10 protein-coding genes are annotated in these 16522 nt (G+C 40.2%); 2 read left to right on the top strand and 8 right to left on the bottom strand.

Annotated features, from left to right (window positions below; translation table 11 throughout):
• The 3 genes from ACN9MR_RS01820 to ACN9MR_RS01810 are packed head-to-tail and all read right to left on the bottom strand — an operon-like array spanning window position 1 to window position 5749.
• Window positions 1–1209, bottom strand: a complete 1209-nt coding sequence (locus ACN9MR_RS01820; protein WP_426327976.1) for a fasciclin domain-containing protein — start codon at window positions 1207–1209, stop codon at window positions 1–3.
• Window position 1210: 1 nt separating this feature from the next.
• Window positions 1211–2791 carry a RagB/SusD family nutrient uptake outer membrane protein gene (locus ACN9MR_RS01815; protein WP_426327975.1) on the bottom strand — a complete coding sequence of 527 codons (1581 nt, stop codon included), beginning with the start codon at window positions 2789–2791 and terminating at the stop codon, window positions 1211–1213.
• Window positions 2792–2800: 9 nt separating this feature from the next.
• A complete protein-coding gene (locus ACN9MR_RS01810; RefSeq protein ID WP_426327974.1) occupies window positions 2801–5749 on the bottom strand; it encodes a SusC/RagA family TonB-linked outer membrane protein in 2949 nt (982 codons plus the stop codon).
• A 662-nt stretch (window positions 5750–6411) separates the two neighbouring features.
• Here ACN9MR_RS01810 and ACN9MR_RS01805 point away from each other — a divergent pair.
• Window positions 6412–8256 (top strand): beta-L-arabinofuranosidase domain-containing protein, encoded by a 1845-nt coding sequence (locus ACN9MR_RS01805; protein ID WP_426327973.1) that lies wholly within the window; start codon window positions 6412–6414, stop codon window positions 8254–8256.
• 47 nt (window positions 8257–8303) lie between these two features.
• Here ACN9MR_RS01805 and ACN9MR_RS01800 read toward each other — a convergent pair whose 3' ends face one another.
• The gene (locus ACN9MR_RS01800) at window positions 8304–9239 is read right to left on the bottom strand and encodes an aromatic alcohol reductase (protein WP_426327972.1); all 936 of its coding nucleotides are present in this window, start codon (window positions 9237–9239) and stop codon (window positions 8304–8306) included.
• Between the two features lie 282 nt (window positions 9240–9521).
• On the opposite strand from ACN9MR_RS01800, the gene ACN9MR_RS01795 reads away from it, so the two are divergent.
• Complete coding sequence (locus tag ACN9MR_RS01795; protein WP_426327971.1) at window positions 9522–9926, top strand: winged helix-turn-helix transcriptional regulator; 405 nt, start codon at window positions 9522–9524, stop codon at window positions 9924–9926.
• 366 nt (window positions 9927–10292) lie between these two features.
• Here ACN9MR_RS01795 and porV read toward each other — a convergent pair whose 3' ends face one another.
• From porV to ACN9MR_RS01775, 4 genes are all read right to left on the bottom strand, one after another.
• Window positions 10293–11465, bottom strand: a complete 1173-nt coding sequence (porV, locus tag ACN9MR_RS01790; RefSeq protein ID WP_426327970.1) for a type IX secretion system outer membrane channel protein PorV — start codon at window positions 11463–11465, stop codon at window positions 10293–10295.
• Between the two features lie 41 nt (window positions 11466–11506).
• Complete coding sequence (locus ACN9MR_RS01785; protein WP_426327969.1) at window positions 11507–12760, bottom strand: alginate lyase family protein; 1254 nt, start codon at window positions 12758–12760, stop codon at window positions 11507–11509.
• Window positions 12761–12837: 77 nt separating this feature from the next.
• Window positions 12838–13782 carry an ROK family protein gene (locus ACN9MR_RS01780; RefSeq protein WP_426327968.1) on the bottom strand — a complete coding sequence of 315 codons (945 nt, stop codon included), beginning with the start codon at window positions 13780–13782 and terminating at the stop codon, window positions 12838–12840.
• A 137-nt stretch (window positions 13783–13919) separates the two neighbouring features.
• Entirely contained in the window at window positions 13920–16370 is a 2451-nt protein-coding gene (locus tag ACN9MR_RS01775) for a beta-galactosidase (protein WP_426327967.1), read from the bottom strand.
• Window positions 16371–16522 lie beyond the last annotated feature (152 nt).

The raw sequence follows: 16522 nt of genomic DNA, 5'->3' as shown, positions 1-16522 counted from the left end.
TTAGTTAACGCGTTTAAATACGAAAGCATCGAAACTTAAATCTGGTATTGAGGTCATTGTACAAAAAGTGAGGTAATGAATTCCCTTTGTTAAATAAAAGGTTCCAGCTTTTACTTCATCCATCTTTCCACCGGTTATCGGTAGCGCTACACGCCTGCCCAATAGCTTCCAGTCAAGCCGGAGGTCGCAGTATGCAGGAGGATTGCCCGTACTATTTTGGACATTGTAATGTATTTTGATTTCATAATTGCCATCTGCAGGTACCTCAATAGAATAGTTTGTCCATTCGCCAGTCCTCATTGCAGCAATCCTGTACCCCTGCCGGTAAAAAATACCTTTATTATATGCTGCAGGCTGCGTCCACATATCCACCCCTTCAGCAGTCCTATACTGCCCTCCATCATTCCAGTATCTCCCATCAATCTCGTTGCAAGGGCTTCTGGTATCGTGGTAGGCTACACCACAGCCTCCATTGTCGTAATCTTCTGCTTCTAAAGGCTCCGAATCAACATCGAATGTTTCGGGCAATCTGAATGCAAAATCGCGGAAAGGTGTTGAAGGTTGCTTGCTGTAATATCCAAAACCAAAAAAGTTCTTATCGTCGATGATATGTACCAGGCCATTCCCGGTTGGTATATCTATAGAATAGGCTATGGCTGATGACCAGTTCGCCTTAAACTCCGTCCTGTTTTTACTGCTGTAAACGATTGATGATGGCCCTGCACCTACTTGCCCCATGGCCGACGAAGCAGTTGCCTTGGCATTTAACTCATATCCATATTTGTATGCAAAAACATTTATTCCATTAAGAACTGATAACTTTTTGGAAGAAAAAACACCCTTGAGGATATAACGGCACATCAGGCTATCCAATTGATCTAACCTATAATCTTTCAGGTAGATAGGCTTTTTACCTGTACGCAATCTTTGCGCATTTAAATCGTCAGATGCCAATCTAAAACTGGTATTTGTAACGGCAAAAAGGGTTACTGAATCTGATTTCAGTACATCGGCCAATTTCAATCGGTCAATCACAAATAATAACGAATCAAAGATTCCGGGTTTACTCCTCAGATAATCGTAAGTATTGCCGGAGAAACCCTTTCCTGTTTCTGAAAGACCACCTTTTAACTCGTTTTTTTGGCAAGAATTTAATAATACTCCGGCTACCACGCACAGTGTTATTATAATAAAACTAAATCTCTTCATATTATTTCCAATAAGGATATTGTGTTAACATTGGATTTTGACTGATCAACGTACGGGAAACTGGCCAGTAGATACCGCCACTTTGGATGAGCTGGTTAAACTTTGGATCGTTATTTTTAATTTTCTTAAACCTTACATAATCATACCATCGCCAGCCTTCACCAACCAGTTCGCGTCGTCTTTCTTTAAAGATTGCATCAACGAGCGGGCCGTTATCCCGTTCGCTAACATAAGCTGGCACGCCATAATTAACCCTAACCTGATTCAAGATGGCTATAGCGCCTTCCTTATCATTCAACGCAGCCCTACACTCTGAAAGGAGTAGTGCCATTTCTGTAAATCTGCTGAAAACGATTGGGCTGGCAAATAAGCCGAAATCACCAACTATATTTATTCCCTTACCTGTGCCAAAATTGTCCCAGGTAACAAATATTTTCCGGAATACAGGGTATGGTTTATCAAAACCGGTAAAAAAGCCATCAAATGAAGTAACCTGTTTGGTCACACTGTCCACGCTAAAGCGAGAGTCTCTTCCTTCATTATACATGGAAAACAAACTATCTAACGGCACATAAATGGCTGGTATTTTCCGATTAGGTATAAGCGGTTCTGCAGCAGTGAGTTCTTCTATTACTCCAGAAGTTGCAAATTCACCCCGTGCTACTGCAAATAAAACCGTTTGCTCCACACCATATGAACGGGTCCAGGCACCTATAAATGTTCTCAATGCATTTGGGAAACCGACACCGGTGTTACGGAAAGTACCTGCCAAAGCGGCTCCAGACCCGCTTACAACACGGGTCTTATCCATAATTTTCTGCGCATAAATGGCCGCATTGGCATAATCCCCTCTCCATGCGTACATATGTGCCAGCATGGTCCATACGGCCTGTTTACTAACCATGTAACCTAATCCGTAATAAGTTCCAATGCCCTGGCCATAATATAACCCGGTTTGTTCAGGATCGTTACCGTCATAAGCATAAGGTAATTTAGGTTCAGCTTCAAGCAGGTCCTGCTCTATTACAGCAAATATCCTATCCTGTGGATCGCGAGGCTTGTTGGTAAAACTACCTTCATGTGAGGATAAAATAAGGGGTACATCGCCCCATATCCTGCACATGTAAAAATAAGAGAAAGCCCTTAAGGCTTTTACCTGTGCCCTGTCTAGATTGTAAGTTTGTTCTACAAATCTTTTATCCTTTTCATATACTTCATGGATTCTTTCCAGGTATAAATTAGCGGCATTGATGGTTGCATAAAACGGGCGCCAATCTGAAAGGTCGTTAATTAGCTTATAATCGGCATTCAGCATGTTATTATGAATGGCCTTAAGATCAAGCCTCGAAGTAGGTTCAAAATCGGCCAATCGAATATCTCCGTAAATCACATGCCGGTTATTATCAGACATTGCAGCCCTGTTAAGTGCATAAACTCCAAATAATGCGGCCCTTGCATCTTCTAATGTGTTCCACATATTTACATCACCGATAGCACGTGTAGAGTCTACATCTAAAATCTTCTTGCAACCTAATAAGGGAAGCAACAGGCTGATGAGCATTATATAACTTAATCTTCTCATTTCTAAAAACTATTTAAAATCAACTTTTAATCCGGCAGCAAACATTGTTGGCAGTGAAAGTCCGTAACCGGTATCAATACCGCTTGTATTAACCAGTTCGGGATCACGGCCAGAGTATGATGTTATGGTGAATAAATTACTCGCAGAAACAAAAACATAGAAAGACTTAAATCTTGTTGCCTTCTTATTTGAAGCCAGCAACTTATCGGTCAGGTCAAAACCAAGGCTAATGCTCCTAAGTTTAAGAAAAGAGGCATTTTCCAAAAACAGATCCTGCTCTGACCGGTATGGAATAACCGGGCTCCAGGGGTTGTAGGTGGGGTATAAAGCCGCATTGCCCTGTTCCTGCCAAAAGGTAAACTCTTTTACCGAATTGATGCTATTCTCTGCTTCCAGGTTAATAAAATTGAAGCGATTGGCCATATTCTGATTCAGCACTTTTCTACCTAAATTAAAATAGAAACTGGTTTGCAAGTCCCATTTTTTATATTTCAGGCTGTTGTTCCAACCTCCCGAAACTGCAGGTAATATATTACCTGTTAAAATCTTGTCTTTATCGTCTACATTATAATCACCATTGATGTCTGCCCATTTCGGGTCTCCTGCTTTTAATTCGGTGCCTTTATAAGTCATTTTATTTCCCGTAGCTGGGTTTACAGGAACCTCATCATCGGCGTTATATATGCCATTGTTTTTTAACACCCAAAACTGATCAACGGCCTGGCCAACCTTTAGCTTTCTGTCGCCTATAATAATTTCGGATAAACCTCCCGGTAAAGTTTTTAAGGTATTGCGGTTAAAATTCAGATTAATAGAAGAGTTCCAGTTAAATCCTTTCTTTGAGGCAGATTTTAAAATATCTGCAGATAAGAATAAATCGACACCTTTGTTATTAATATCCATACCTGACTGAAACAACCCTGAATAGCCATACTCTGCAGCACCCGGAATGTTAATCAGCTGGTTTTTTGTTGTTGTCGAATAAAAGCTCAGCTCTCCTACGATCCTGTTTTTAAAAAAACCAAAGCTAGCACCTGTACTTAACTGCTCGTTATAACTCCATGGTATGTCATACCCCAGGTATCCATATAAATAAGACCTCATCAACGTTGCGGTATTAAGGTAAGAAGGAATTCTGAGCTCATTTGTCCAACCGGCTTCTGATGCATATTGTGTTCCCAATGAAATGCGATCGGTCAATTGAGCAATACCTATGCGCCCCACACTGGCCCTAAGCGTTAAAGCCGAAATTACCGGAGACTTGGAGAGTTTATGCTTTTTGATGTCCCAGGCTCCTGAAAGAACCGGAGAAAAGAACCAGCGGTGAACCGGTTGCATGTTAGATGCACCATCAGTTCTGAGCAATAAACTTGCACTGTAAAAATCTTTAAACTTATAGCTTGTAGCAGTATAAAAAGATACAAGGTTTGTTGCGGTTTGGTCAAGAAACTTAAAGGTTAGCTGGTCTTTAAAAGCTCCATTAGAGTTAAAATTACCTGCTTTGAGCAAATTCACCTTTAAATAGTCGCTAACCCCCTTATAGGCATAAGAATAGGTGTACCGGTCTTTATCCCATTGTATTGAGCTACCTACCGAAAAATCAAAGGAGTGCTTCGACTTCAGGTCTATTTTGTAATTGAGTGAATTATCGTAAACCAGGCGTTGGCTAAGGCCAAAATAGTTGGATGCATAGTTCGAATTATCCAATAACGTACTCGGATAAAACAGATCTCTTCCCCCTTCATTGTAACTCACACCAAAACGGGTATTGTAGTTAATATCAAATGGCAGCTTAATCGCCACATTTAAAAAACCATTCGCAATATTGTTATAGTTTTTATCAAATCCTTTCTTAAACTCGTCGATAAAAGAATTGTAACTGTTAATGTTTGGTGCCGGAGCCTCTGTCAGGTCAGGTAAATACCCCACTTCGGCCAGGCGGTCCCTGTTATATCTGTTCCGGTTCCGGTCTAACCTGGTACCTTTTATATTAGCACTTACCACTATCCAGCTTCTTGGTATAATATTCAGGTCAATAGCCGTATAATATTTATTTAAAAAGGTTTCATCTGCGTTACCTGAGCTTTTTTGTGTTCCCACATTAAATTTAAAGGTGGCTCTCTTAGATCCTCCAGACATTAAAGCATCAGCATTGTACATTAATGCATTTTTATAATAAGCATCCGCCCAGGATGATTCTCCATAGTATTTGGTCGTAATGGAATCCCTCAAAAATCCAGGATAAGACTGTAACTGTGCAGGATTAGCATATCTGCTGTAAAAACGTTGTCTGAAACTATCTTCGTAGCCCCCGTTTAAAGTAGTAATGGATGGTTTTGCGGCAACACCAAAAGAAGAGTTAAAACTCATATTTGATGTTGTTGACCCAGCCCTTGTTCGGATATAAATTACACCATTTGCGCCACGGGGTCCGTAGATTGCCGTTTTAGACAGGTCTTTTAATACTTCTACCGACTCTATATCAGCAATATTTAATCCCGCAAGCAGATTGGTTGAAGGGCCAATTCTATTAAAACTATAATCAGGGCGCTGTATATCATAAGTATATGGATTTTCGCTTGAAAGAACAGGCGATCCATCAATAACCACTAATGGTTGGGTTTTTAAAACGTCTTCTTGAGTGATCAATGGAGTAGACGTACCATGAATAAACATATGCTGATAAGTACCTGGCTCGCCACTGGCCTCGGTAGCAAATAAACCAGCAACATTTCCTTTTAGATATTGCTGTAGGCTATTAGCAGGAAAATTGGATTTTACAGGTACTGAAATGCTCTGAAGCCCCTTTGATTTGGTCGGTTGCTTTTTCATCAAGACTTTCGAAGTATCTTCTAAAGGCATTTTATTCGAAAGTGAATCAAATTGAACTTTTTGAACTGCAATTGCAATATTTAAAAAGCTCAACAAAAAAACACACAAAACAACAATAATACGCATAGTTTGTTCGTTGATAATAAAAGTTTTTAGGACGGTTAGCTCTAAAAGATATTTTTGAACATTTTAGATTTAACTGATCTATATTGGTTAGTTATTTATTCGGAGGTGAGTTATGCCTCCGTTTGATGAATGCTTCTGAATTTATCTGCTCCCAATTTGGCCGGTCTTTATCCTTTTCCCTGCTATTTAATTTACTATTGCAAATTATATACAGCATTGTGAAAATTTAAATTTTCATTCTTTAATATTTCCGATCACAAGGGTGAAGATAAAAACTCTTCAACAACTCATCTATAGTTTTTTAAACTATTTACCAATAGACACTGCTTACCAGATTTAATACTCTATTTATTTATAAAAAAAATAAATATTTCCTAAAACTACTCCGGGCAATAAATGCAAAGGCATTGACCGAAGCTTTTAAAAATTATCAAAAAACTGCTACGTACATCACAGCTAAGAGCCTTGAAGGAAGTCTTTTATGCACGCTAAAGATTGCGATCCATGCAATTATGATGCTTTTTGTTTTACAAAATATAGGTAATTCTATATTTTAGTTCCCTTTCCGGAAAAAAGCTTTAAGCTTTTTATCGACCAAGTGCATGAGCTACAGGGTATCCATTCCATTATTTATTGTCTATATTCACAATTATTCAACACTGATGTATAAAAACTTATTTATATCCTTCCTTTTTATCCTTGCCACCTTAAATTGTTTTTCTCAAGGCCCTGTAGTTATAAACGCCACTGTGTCGCCTTTTAGCGATCGAGAGGTGAGCTTGGGCATTTCAGAGATTAAACACCGTGAAGAACTGGATATTTCATTTCTAAACGCTCAGGAACCTGATAGATTATTGCATAATTTTAGGCTCACTGCAGGCCTCCCCTCTACTGCTAAACCGCTTGGAGGATGGGAAGCACCCAGCATTGGCCTCCGCGGGCATTTTGTGGGCCACTACCTTTCAGCAGTTTCCCACCTGGTAGAAAAGTACCATCAGCCTGAACTTACATCGAAATTAAAATACATGATCGATGAGCTTTATAAATGCCAGAAAGCTTTCGGTAATGGCTATCTGAGTGCCTTTCCGGATAAGGACTTTAAAACCCTTGAAAACAGGTTTACAGGGGTTTGGGCACCATATTATACTTATCAAAAGATCATGCAGGGTATGCTTGATGTTTATATCCATACGCAAAACAAAAAGGCTTACGAAATACTTTTGGGGATGGCTTCATACGTAGATAAGCGGATGGCAGCATTGCCCAGGGAAACCCAGGAAAGAATGATGTATACGGTGGATGCAAATCCCCAGAACGAGATGGGTGCAATGAACGAAGTCTTGTATAAACTATATGCTATTTCCAGGGATCCAAAACATCTGGCCCTGGCAAAAATTTTCGATCCTCAATGGTTTTTCAATCCGCTTCTGCAGAACCGCGACATCCTCTCCGGACTTCATTCCAATACCCACCTGGTACTCGTTAATGGATTTTCTGAAGGGTATGATGCTACCGGTGATATCCGTTACCGTGAAGCGGCAACAAATTTTTGGGAAATATTGATGAAAGGCCACGCCTATGTTAATGGCACCAGCAGCGGCCCCAGGCCTAATGTTACCACTAAAACTTCCCTTACCGCCGAACATTGGGGTGAACCAGGGCATCTTTTCACCCTAACAAAAGAAATTGCAGAAAGCTGCGTTTCGCATAATACACAAAAACTCACTTCAACTCTCTTTGCCTGGACAGCTGATGCCAAGTATGCAGACACCTATATGAACATGTTTTATAACGCCGTACTACCCGCGCAAAGCAATCGTACCGGTGCATTTATCTACCATTTGCCACTAGGATCGCCGCGGAACAAAAAATACCTCAAGGAAAATGATTATGCCTGCTGCACCGGCTCCTGCACTGAGGCATTCGCCCAGCTTAATACCCGGATCTACTACCACAATGATTCGGCTCTTTATGTGAACCTTTATATACCTTCAAGAGTTGAGTGGAAAGCGAAAAATATCAGCCTGGAGCAAAAAGGAGAAATGCCAAATGATTCTCTTGTAAATCTCCTGGTAAAAATTAAAAAGAGTGCTGTTTTTTCACTTAAGCTCTTTATCCCATCCTGGGCCCAGGGAACAGAAGTATACCTCAATAAAAAGAAGTTATCTGTTAATGCAGAAGCTGGGTCATACCTTAACCTGAACAGAATATGGAAAGATAACGATCAGGTAGAACTTATATTTCACTATGGTTTTCAGATAAAACAAATGCCAAACAGTCCGCAGGTTATATCCGTTTCATATGGTCCGGTTTTATTGGCATTTGAGTCAACAAAAGAAGTAGTTTTGAAAGGTACCGCAAATGATCTGCTAAAAAAACTAACTGTGTTCGACCATAGCAACAATACCTTTATGCTTAAAAACCAAAACAATAATTTTATACTCAGGCCCTTATACGATATAGACACCCAAGATTATGGTGTGTATGCAATGCTACGGGATTTTTGATTAAATCGGTTTTCTGTGTTCTCCTGGAGTAAAGAACACAGAAAATGCTAATTGGTTGTAGATTTCCAATTAATGTTCTCCTTCGCCCACTGCGCTGCAGAAGTTGTTGGAATGCCATTTTGAAAATTAAAAGTTTTCTCCAATTCCCAGGAAACACCCCGACCAGCTCCAAATATTGAACGGTATTTTTTAATGAAATTTGTTGGATCATTCTCAAGATCTGCCTGTATCTCGGTCATATTAGAGAGCGTACGCTTAAACTCTTGTCCTGACAGTAACTCAACGGTATCAGCCAATTGTCCATACGTAACTGTATCCCCACCTATATATACGATTGAGTTCTCTATAGCTGGTTCTGCAAAAAATATCTCAGCAGTCAGCCTTCCAATATCTTCCGGTGTGGTCACAGTAACTGCAGTATCCCATCCACCAATGGCGTTAATTGATTTTTTTTCTAGATCCAAAACGCCGAAGAATGGTTCGAAAAGGTAGCTGGTAAACATACCGGTGGATATGATAACCCATTTTGTTCTTGTTTGTGATCTGAGTAATTCCCTGACATCAAGCTGTTCATCAAAAAGATCCTGCGCACTGCCTCGTCCTATAACTTCAAAATCAACACCAAACTGCCACGGAAAATATCTTTTGACTCCAGCCTCTAATACAGCGTTAGCCAATTTTAGCTGAAAACCACCTGCACCGCTTCCATAACCTGTACAGGAAACCACCGCATCATAATTCTTGAAAATTGAGACAAGTTCAGATGATGGAGCAGATAAATCCCCTGCAAGTAATTCTATTCCTAATTCCCGGAGTGCATCATTATTCTTTTTTTTATCTGCATCTTGGGAATGAATCGTTGCTTGCCTGAGCAGAACTGTAACTGTTATAGTGGTGTAGTTTCTAGCTTTTTCAGCTAAATGACGGATAACAGGCATCCCTAATTCGCCTGCTCCCAAAACTAAAATTGATTCTGTTTTCATACAATAAAGAATTTAATAATGGAAACACTGATTTAGCCTATCGCTATTGGTTCCCTTTCTGTGCAAAATTAGTCTACTCAGCCCCATTAAACAATAGGATACCTCATTGTGAGCTACTTACATGGATGTTAGTTTTTTGAATTATAGATAGATTATTTTAAATATAATAAGAATATTTAATAGCACAGCAGACTTACACTACATAATCCACATGGATATAAACCCTTTCTCGCAATAAAAATTTACCTTTAGCCAGCAACAGTGTGATTTTAAAAAACAATTATGGAGAAACTAATGACAGATGCCGAAATAACTGAAGCCTGGGATGACATTTGCAAAGTACTGAACAAAGATCAGGATGAACTTAAACGAGATATCCTGAATCATATTGGGAATAAGTGGTCACTTTTTGTAGTCCACGCCCTAGGAATTGATGGCAGGATGCGCTTTTCAAATTTGGAAAATCATATTAATGGAATCAGTCAGAGAATGTTAACAAAATGTCTGCGAGAACTGGAACGGGACGGACTGGTTGCAAGAAGTATCTTCCCTGAGGTGCCACCAAGGGTAGAATATGAATTAACGCCTTTAGGTAGAGGACTATTAGTCCAGGTAACCCCGCTTTGGCTTTGGATTGCCCGCCATATTGGAGAACTCAAAAGTGCGAGAGCAAAATATTCAAGATAATTGGACCGTGAAAAATATTCTTGGATTCTGAATTTGATATTCTAATAATGTATGCTTGTATCAACGGATATTAAAGATGGATTTACTTCCGAATCCTGCACGTTTGATAGTCCAAAATACTTTTAAAAACCAGAGGAAATTTCATATCTAATTAGCAAACAGGTCCCTATCTGTTGTTACCACTCAATGAAAAACAGTATAAGAGTTTCGCACTATTTTCAATTTTTGGCAAAATGATAACCTTATGCTAACTCTTTTACAAAATGTCTTTTCAGCAGCTTATTTTTCATCAGGTGGTCAATTAACACCTTTTCCTCCGATTAAGCTGTTAGATAATCAGTTAGGGGATTTTCAATTTCCCCGGGTTTATCTCTGCTTATTAAAATTTGCTTGTACACCAAACCTTAATGTATTTCTTAAAGGACTCTGACCCGACCCGATCAGATACGAAAAATCGAAGGCTAAACTGCTGTAACGAACGCCAAGGCCAAGGGTAAAGTAAGAATTATCAGCCTTTTGAGGGTTTTGATAAAGGTAACCGGTACGCAGGTACAATGCTTCTTTAAAACTCACTTCGGCACCTACAGATATCCCTACTTCCTGAAGTTCTTCCCTGAAACCTCCGGGTGCATCACTGAAAGAACCTATTATACCTGCAGGCACAGAACGATCAGGATCTTTGCCCTTTACTATATTTCCGTCAGCATCATAAATGGGTTGGGTTGGCGCCATTAATTTATTAAAATCAAGCGCAAAACTAACTTTTGTTGTTCCTTCTCCCATTTTCAGTGAAGAGCCTATTTTAAAATTTGCCGGGAGGAAATAAGATTTTAGCGAATTGCCGTAAATCATCTTGGTACCTATATTGGAGAGGCCAATTCCAAAACTCAATATTGCTGGGGCTCCTCCCAGTTGGATCTCTGATTTTTCAAGCGCTGAAACATCTACTGCCATGGCTTTACCTGTACGCACATTGTTTACCGCGCCTCCGCCAATTAAGTTACTGCTGATATAACGCAGATTACCTCCAAGGGCAAATCCGGGCCCCAGTTTTAATGCATACCCTATATCGAAGGCAAATTCGCTTGGATTATAAACACCGAGATCCTGAAAATTATCGTCGCTAAAATTTACATCACCGATTGAAAAATACCTCAATGATGCCGAAACCGTATTACGTTCATTCAATCTGTAGTAGCTTGTAAGCAATGAAATACTCATGCCGGAAGCAAGCTGCCGGAGCCATGGGCTGTATGAAAACGAGGCACCGATGTCTCCTTCTGGCAGAAATGCCAATCCCGAGGTATTGATTGTGCTGGCATTAGCATCGGCATCAAGCGCAACCCCCGCATTCCCCATAGCCGCCGACCTTGGCTGCGGAGTAATAAGTAGGAATGGTACCGCAGTATAGATATTGCTCAACCGGCTCGCATCTGTCTGGATACCCCCTATAGATTGGGCGGCAATGCTGTAATGTGATACAATTAGCATAATAGCAAGCCAATATTTAATTGGCTTTACTGATAAATTGATCTTCATGATGAGTTAATTTGATGATGAGCTGATCATGCCAGGAAAAACTAGCGAGAGTACATTAGAGTTCCAAAACCGAGCTGATCAAATCCCCCGCTGTTTGGCCCATAGTTTCCACCACCTCCCTCCGGCTTAAGTTTACTGGCAAATTGCTGTGAATATGTGGCTTTTAATCCTTTTATCTTCGCGTAATGATTAAAAATCAGTTCCCAGCAGGGACGTACGTTTCCTCTGCCCCCACTTGATACGACGTTATGTTCAATACCCGGATCGCAATTTTTATAGGTTAAAAATGGCACATCATTGGTTGCATTAACATTATACTTTGCAGTATATTCGGCAAGGGCTAATACCCGGTTATTATCGAAAGCAAAAAGGTCGATACCAATATGATAAGCCATTTGACAAAAAGCACCATACAACGAAATGTTGAGTGTAGCATGTCCCTGGTCCCTGCCTGATTCCTGCCCCTGGCCTAAATCCTCATCTCCTACTTTATGCCTGTAAACAACAGCTTTAAAAATATTTCCGTTTCCTATCCCATTTTTAAAATAATCAACAGCATAATTAATCTTACTCTTGTCATCCGTTAAGATACCGATAGAAAGAATGGTTGTCATGTTAGCGATATCCCAATTTGTCCAGTAGTGAGTAGCGCAGGTTCCGTTATGGCGTTGCAAAAAATCCAGGGCCAGCGGATACCAAACATTCAACATCCAGTTTTGAAAGGTTTTAAATTCAGCTGCCTTCCAACCTGAATAGCCCCTTACAAGCTCTGCGGCATTAGCGAACTGATATCCATAAATACCTGAGGCCAAAAACTTGTTCGAATTACCGGTTATATTTTTATTGGTAATTGCCCATGCATTTAAAATCTCAACAGCCTTATCTGCATACTTCGTATTTCCGGTTAAATTATACATCAAGCCAAGCTGATAGGCTGCGGCGGCATCGCGATAAGCGTTACTGTAATTGTCAGGGTCTGGTTCTTCGCGTGTTTTGCCTCCTCGAACGATCTTTATTTGTGGGTTAGCAACATAGTTGAGTGATACGAAACCACTTGCAGCCAATACATCGAATCCGGATTTCCAAGGTTGAAGATTATGAGCAAGTTTACTCTTAATAAATTCAAAATCGCTTTTCGTATGCAGCATTGCCGGATGAATTATGGTTATTTCATTGGCCTCTAGTGTTGGCTTAATAAAAGTTTGCTTCCCGGTATTGCTCAATAACTTATTTTCGCAAATTATCAATAGAAATAAGCAAATTAATAAACGGGGTATATTGAAGAATTTTTTCATATGATCAGTGATTTATTGTTCGGACTAGCCTAATGTATAGCAAAAATGATCAAATCGATGATTGATCTGACTCATAATCAACGGGTATTAAGATTTACAATTTCCTTTGAATGCAAAATGGCATTTTCATCTGGACGGTTTCCGCTTAAATAATATGCCATACCTAGCATTGCGGCATCTTCTCCTAAGGCAGATGGTACAACCGGAGCATCGATTCCAAGATTAACCAAATTCGCATTAACCTGATCGAGATACAACGGACAAGCTTTGGCAATATTTCCGCCGAGAACGATAGCACCCGGGCGCTCATGAAGACTGAAATTGTATAAAAATTCGCTCAAATTTGATGTGAACTCGCTTATGATATCCAACGCTACCGGATCACTGGATGATGCTGAGTCAAAAACAGGTTTGGCATCGGCAATCTCTTTTCCGGTGCGTTGGGTATATCGCGAAACAAACCACCGGGTAGATAAGTAATCTTCTACAATTCCTTCCTTAAAAGGAGAAATGCCTAAATTGGCATCAAGGGTAGTCCCGGCAGAATGAATTGCTGATCCAACTCCGGTTCCCAAAGTTATTCCCAATGCGATTGACGCCTGTTTAACAGCACCACAATGAGCCTCACCATGTAGAAAGGCCTCTGCATCATTTCTGAAAATAATATTTTCTTTTGGTATTGCTAATTTTGTACCAAGATATGCGCGTATATCGGCTTTGTAAAGCGACTCGAGCTTATTCATACCTGTAATTAAAGAAATTCCGCGTTCATAATCAAAAGGGCCAGGCATAGCTATACCAATTTTCACATTCGATTCATCAGCCCCTCCCAAATCGATACTTCTTTTAATACAGGTTATCCAAACATCCAAAATTTCTTCCGGCACTCCATTGTCTTTAACCTTTTCTCTTGAATACGATTTAGGTACCACGCATGTATTGGCCATATCTATCAGTGAAGTAGTAACATGCGAGCCACCAATATCAACACCAAGTAACGATTCTTTATGTTTTTTCAGCATATAAATGTTTTATTTATTGTTAGACAAATAAAAAAGTTAACGATACTCATTTCTCATACCGCAAAACCCAGCAAAGTCAAAGGGCGCCAGCAGCATAACTGTGGCGCCCTTTCATACGGATAGATTAGATAAATAGTTTAACTATCTCCGTTATCATAGTTTTGAATTTCCATACTCCTTATTACAGCACCATTTACGGTTTGCCTTAAGCCCAGCGTAATGTTGTTTTTCTCTCCTGCCTTGAGGTTTAGCCAACATTCGGGGATATAAAATTCTCTTTGTGGTCCAGCTTCCCAATGGCGGCCAATGTTATGACCATTTATATAGATAAATCCATTACCGGAAGCATTAATAAGTAGGCGCCAGGTTCTTTTGCCTGCATTTTCAGGCAGTTTAAATTCTGCCCGGTACCAGGTGAGCAATGCATTTTGTTTTCCTTTTGGCTGTATGTTATTTCCTTTGCGCGGAATTAGAAAAGTGGTATCCAATGGTACAACTTTCCAGCCCTTGCTATCGAAAGCAGCATCCGTAAATTGGTGTTCTATACCAGACAGGTTAGGGGAATAGTCCCATTCTAGAACCTTATTAATCGTTGTAACCCCATCAGAAAGACCTGCGGTACGGATACCACATAATTCTTCCATCGGAAAGTATCCATGTTCATGCCCTATATTTTCGTAAACAAGCCATACTTCATTATGGCCTTCTTTCAGCAAGCCGGTTAAATCGAACTGGTTATCGTATTCGGTTTCTTTTAAAAAAGTAAATGATTTATCACGTTGGCGGGTAACTTCCGCCACCCACTTTTCTGAAGGGAATAACCGGGGCGCGATTTTGCCGTTTACTTCCATATTTATAATGTCTCTCGAATAGGTGTTAAACAACATCCGGGTGTATTTGCTTACTTCTTCTTTGTTAAGTTCGAAATCAGAACGGTAACGTACGTAGCGCAGATCATTTATCTCCATTTCTGGCAGTGATTTCCCATCATAGAGCGGACGCCATGGCCCTTGTGTGTCCTCATTGTACTGTTTTACTGCTTCAAAGCGAAAACTAATTGGCGATACTGCTTTTCCTTCTGGCAAACTATAAGACCACCAGGTTCCCTTTTCAGCTCCAGCGCCTGGGGGAATGATCAGTACTTTTGTTTCCATTGGCCCCAGATCGTAATGGATTAACAAGTTTGCCATTGCACCTATTGCAGTATCTGCATTATTTTCACTTTTGATCAGGACTTTGTTTTCATCCTGGTCTATGTTGTACATGGGTTGCGCATTATTGCTTTTACCAGTTTTAGCGGCTGCAGCACCACTATATTTCTGGTTAGCAGAACTGTTATGTACAAATACAAAGCGGGTACCATCTGAAGATATACGTTGTGCACCTACTATTTCGGTTGGGGCCTTTTCAAAGCTGCATAATCCACCTTTTGAATTAATAAGCTCATGCCCATACTTTTTGATGAAATTGCCCAAATTCTGTGCGGCATAGTACTTTGGAGATAAAGCTCCATTTTCGCGGATGGCTGCATTATAATCGTAAGTTGTAGTTTGCCCTCTGGCACCCCAGCCTGCAAAATGCGTACCTCCGACAAATACATAAGGAAAAACACCTGTAGCGCCTCCTGCAATCGACATCATTCCGATGGCATAAAAATGTTTATCGTTGGAATAATGCTCTTCACTCAGTTTGCCTCCTACTGTTGAAAACCAGCCCCCCTGTAATTCTGTAACAAAACCTGGCGCATCGGGCTGCTGTTGTTTTAAATCACCCATGCGCTGCGCACAATTAATAGCATCTTTAAGCCCAACATAATAATTGTCGCAATCGAACACCTGCGATAATACGGGATCTTTGCTTCCGCGGGTCTCGGCTGTAAGGCAGGTAAAAACAGGGATTGTTATACCGGCATTGCGTACACAGTTATACATGCGTTGCAGCGCGTGAACCTTATTTGTTGTCTTGTGCGCATTGTACTCGTTCTCGATCTGGATCAGGATAATTCCTTTTTTACCTTTCTGTTTTGAGGTAATCTGCTCTTTCTGAACAACTTTACACACGGCTTTATACCAGTGGTCGTGCCAATCCAGATAACGGTCGTCGGCACTACGCAACCAAAAACCCGCTACATCATCAGGGCGGAACTTAGCCAGCCATCGAGGATAGCCTCCTCCTGCAAATTCTGCACAAATAAATGCTCCGGGACGGACAACCGTATAAAAACCAAACTCATCCTGCGCTATTTTAAGCCATTCGGTTAAGTCTTTTAAATCTACCTGCGAATAGTCATTGAGGCCTTTTGGCATATTGAGTTCAGATAAATTCCAGGGAACATAAGTTTCAACGGTATTAAAGCCTGCTGATTTTATTTTGGAAAAACGGTCTCTCCAAAGTGCCTTGGGCGTTCTGAAGTAATGAAAAGCTGCACTATAAACAAAAGTCTGTTTACCATCTAGGTATAAACAGGCACCATCGTACCTTATTTTATCGGGGAACGGAAAATCTTTATGCTGACGGAGGCTTTGGGACTTAGATGACAGCGCTATTGCCATCATGATAACTACTTGAAAAATTTGTTTCTTAAACATTATAAAATGAAAGTTTGTACATTGTTGTAAACCGCATAGATGGTTTTCTTCTGCTTAATGACAACAAAAACATCAATTGATACTCTAAAGAGTATAAGTGTCGCCAAATATTGTCAACAAGCAAATGCTTTTAAACTTAAAACACTCAAATA

Source organism: Pedobacter sp. R-06 (genome assembly GCF_049913135.1).
Classification (GTDB): Bacteria; Bacteroidota; Bacteroidia; order Sphingobacteriales; family Sphingobacteriaceae; genus Pedobacter.
The sequence above is the reverse complement of the archived record's forward strand: the minus strand, read 5'-3'. Positions and strand labels throughout refer to the sequence as shown.

Bases quoted from the DNA above. Each gene is read 5' to 3' on its own strand.
- ACN9MR_RS01820 (WP_426327976.1), bottom strand. From the start codon at position 1,209: ATGAAGAGATTTAGTTTTATTATAATAACACTGTGCGTGGTAGCCGGA.
- ACN9MR_RS01815 (WP_426327975.1), bottom strand. From the start codon at position 2,791: ATGAGAAGATTAAGTTATATAATGCTCATCAGCCTGTTGCTTCCCTTA.
- ACN9MR_RS01810 (WP_426327974.1), bottom strand. From the start codon at position 5,749: ATGCGTATTATTGTTGTTTTGTGTGTTTTTTTGTTGAGCTTTTTAAAT.
- ACN9MR_RS01805 (WP_426327973.1), top strand. From the start codon at position 6,412: ATGTATAAAAACTTATTTATATCCTTCCTTTTTATCCTTGCCACCTTA.
- ACN9MR_RS01800 (WP_426327972.1), bottom strand. From the start codon at position 9,239: ATGAAAACAGAATCAATTTTAGTTTTGGGAGCAGGCGAATTAGGGATG.
- ACN9MR_RS01795 (WP_426327971.1), top strand. From the start codon at position 9,522: ATGGAGAAACTAATGACAGATGCCGAAATAACTGAAGCCTGGGATGAC.
- porV (WP_426327970.1), bottom strand. From the start codon at position 11,465: ATGAAGATCAATTTATCAGTAAAGCCAATTAAATATTGGCTTGCTATT.
- ACN9MR_RS01785 (WP_426327969.1), bottom strand. From the start codon at position 12,760: ATGAAAAAATTCTTCAATATACCCCGTTTATTAATTTGCTTATTTCTA.
- ACN9MR_RS01780 (WP_426327968.1), bottom strand. From the start codon at position 13,782: ATGCTGAAAAAACATAAAGAATCGTTACTTGGTGTTGATATTGGTGGC.
- ACN9MR_RS01775 (WP_426327967.1), bottom strand. From the start codon at position 16,370: ATGTTTAAGAAACAAATTTTTCAAGTAGTTATCATGATGGCAATAGCG.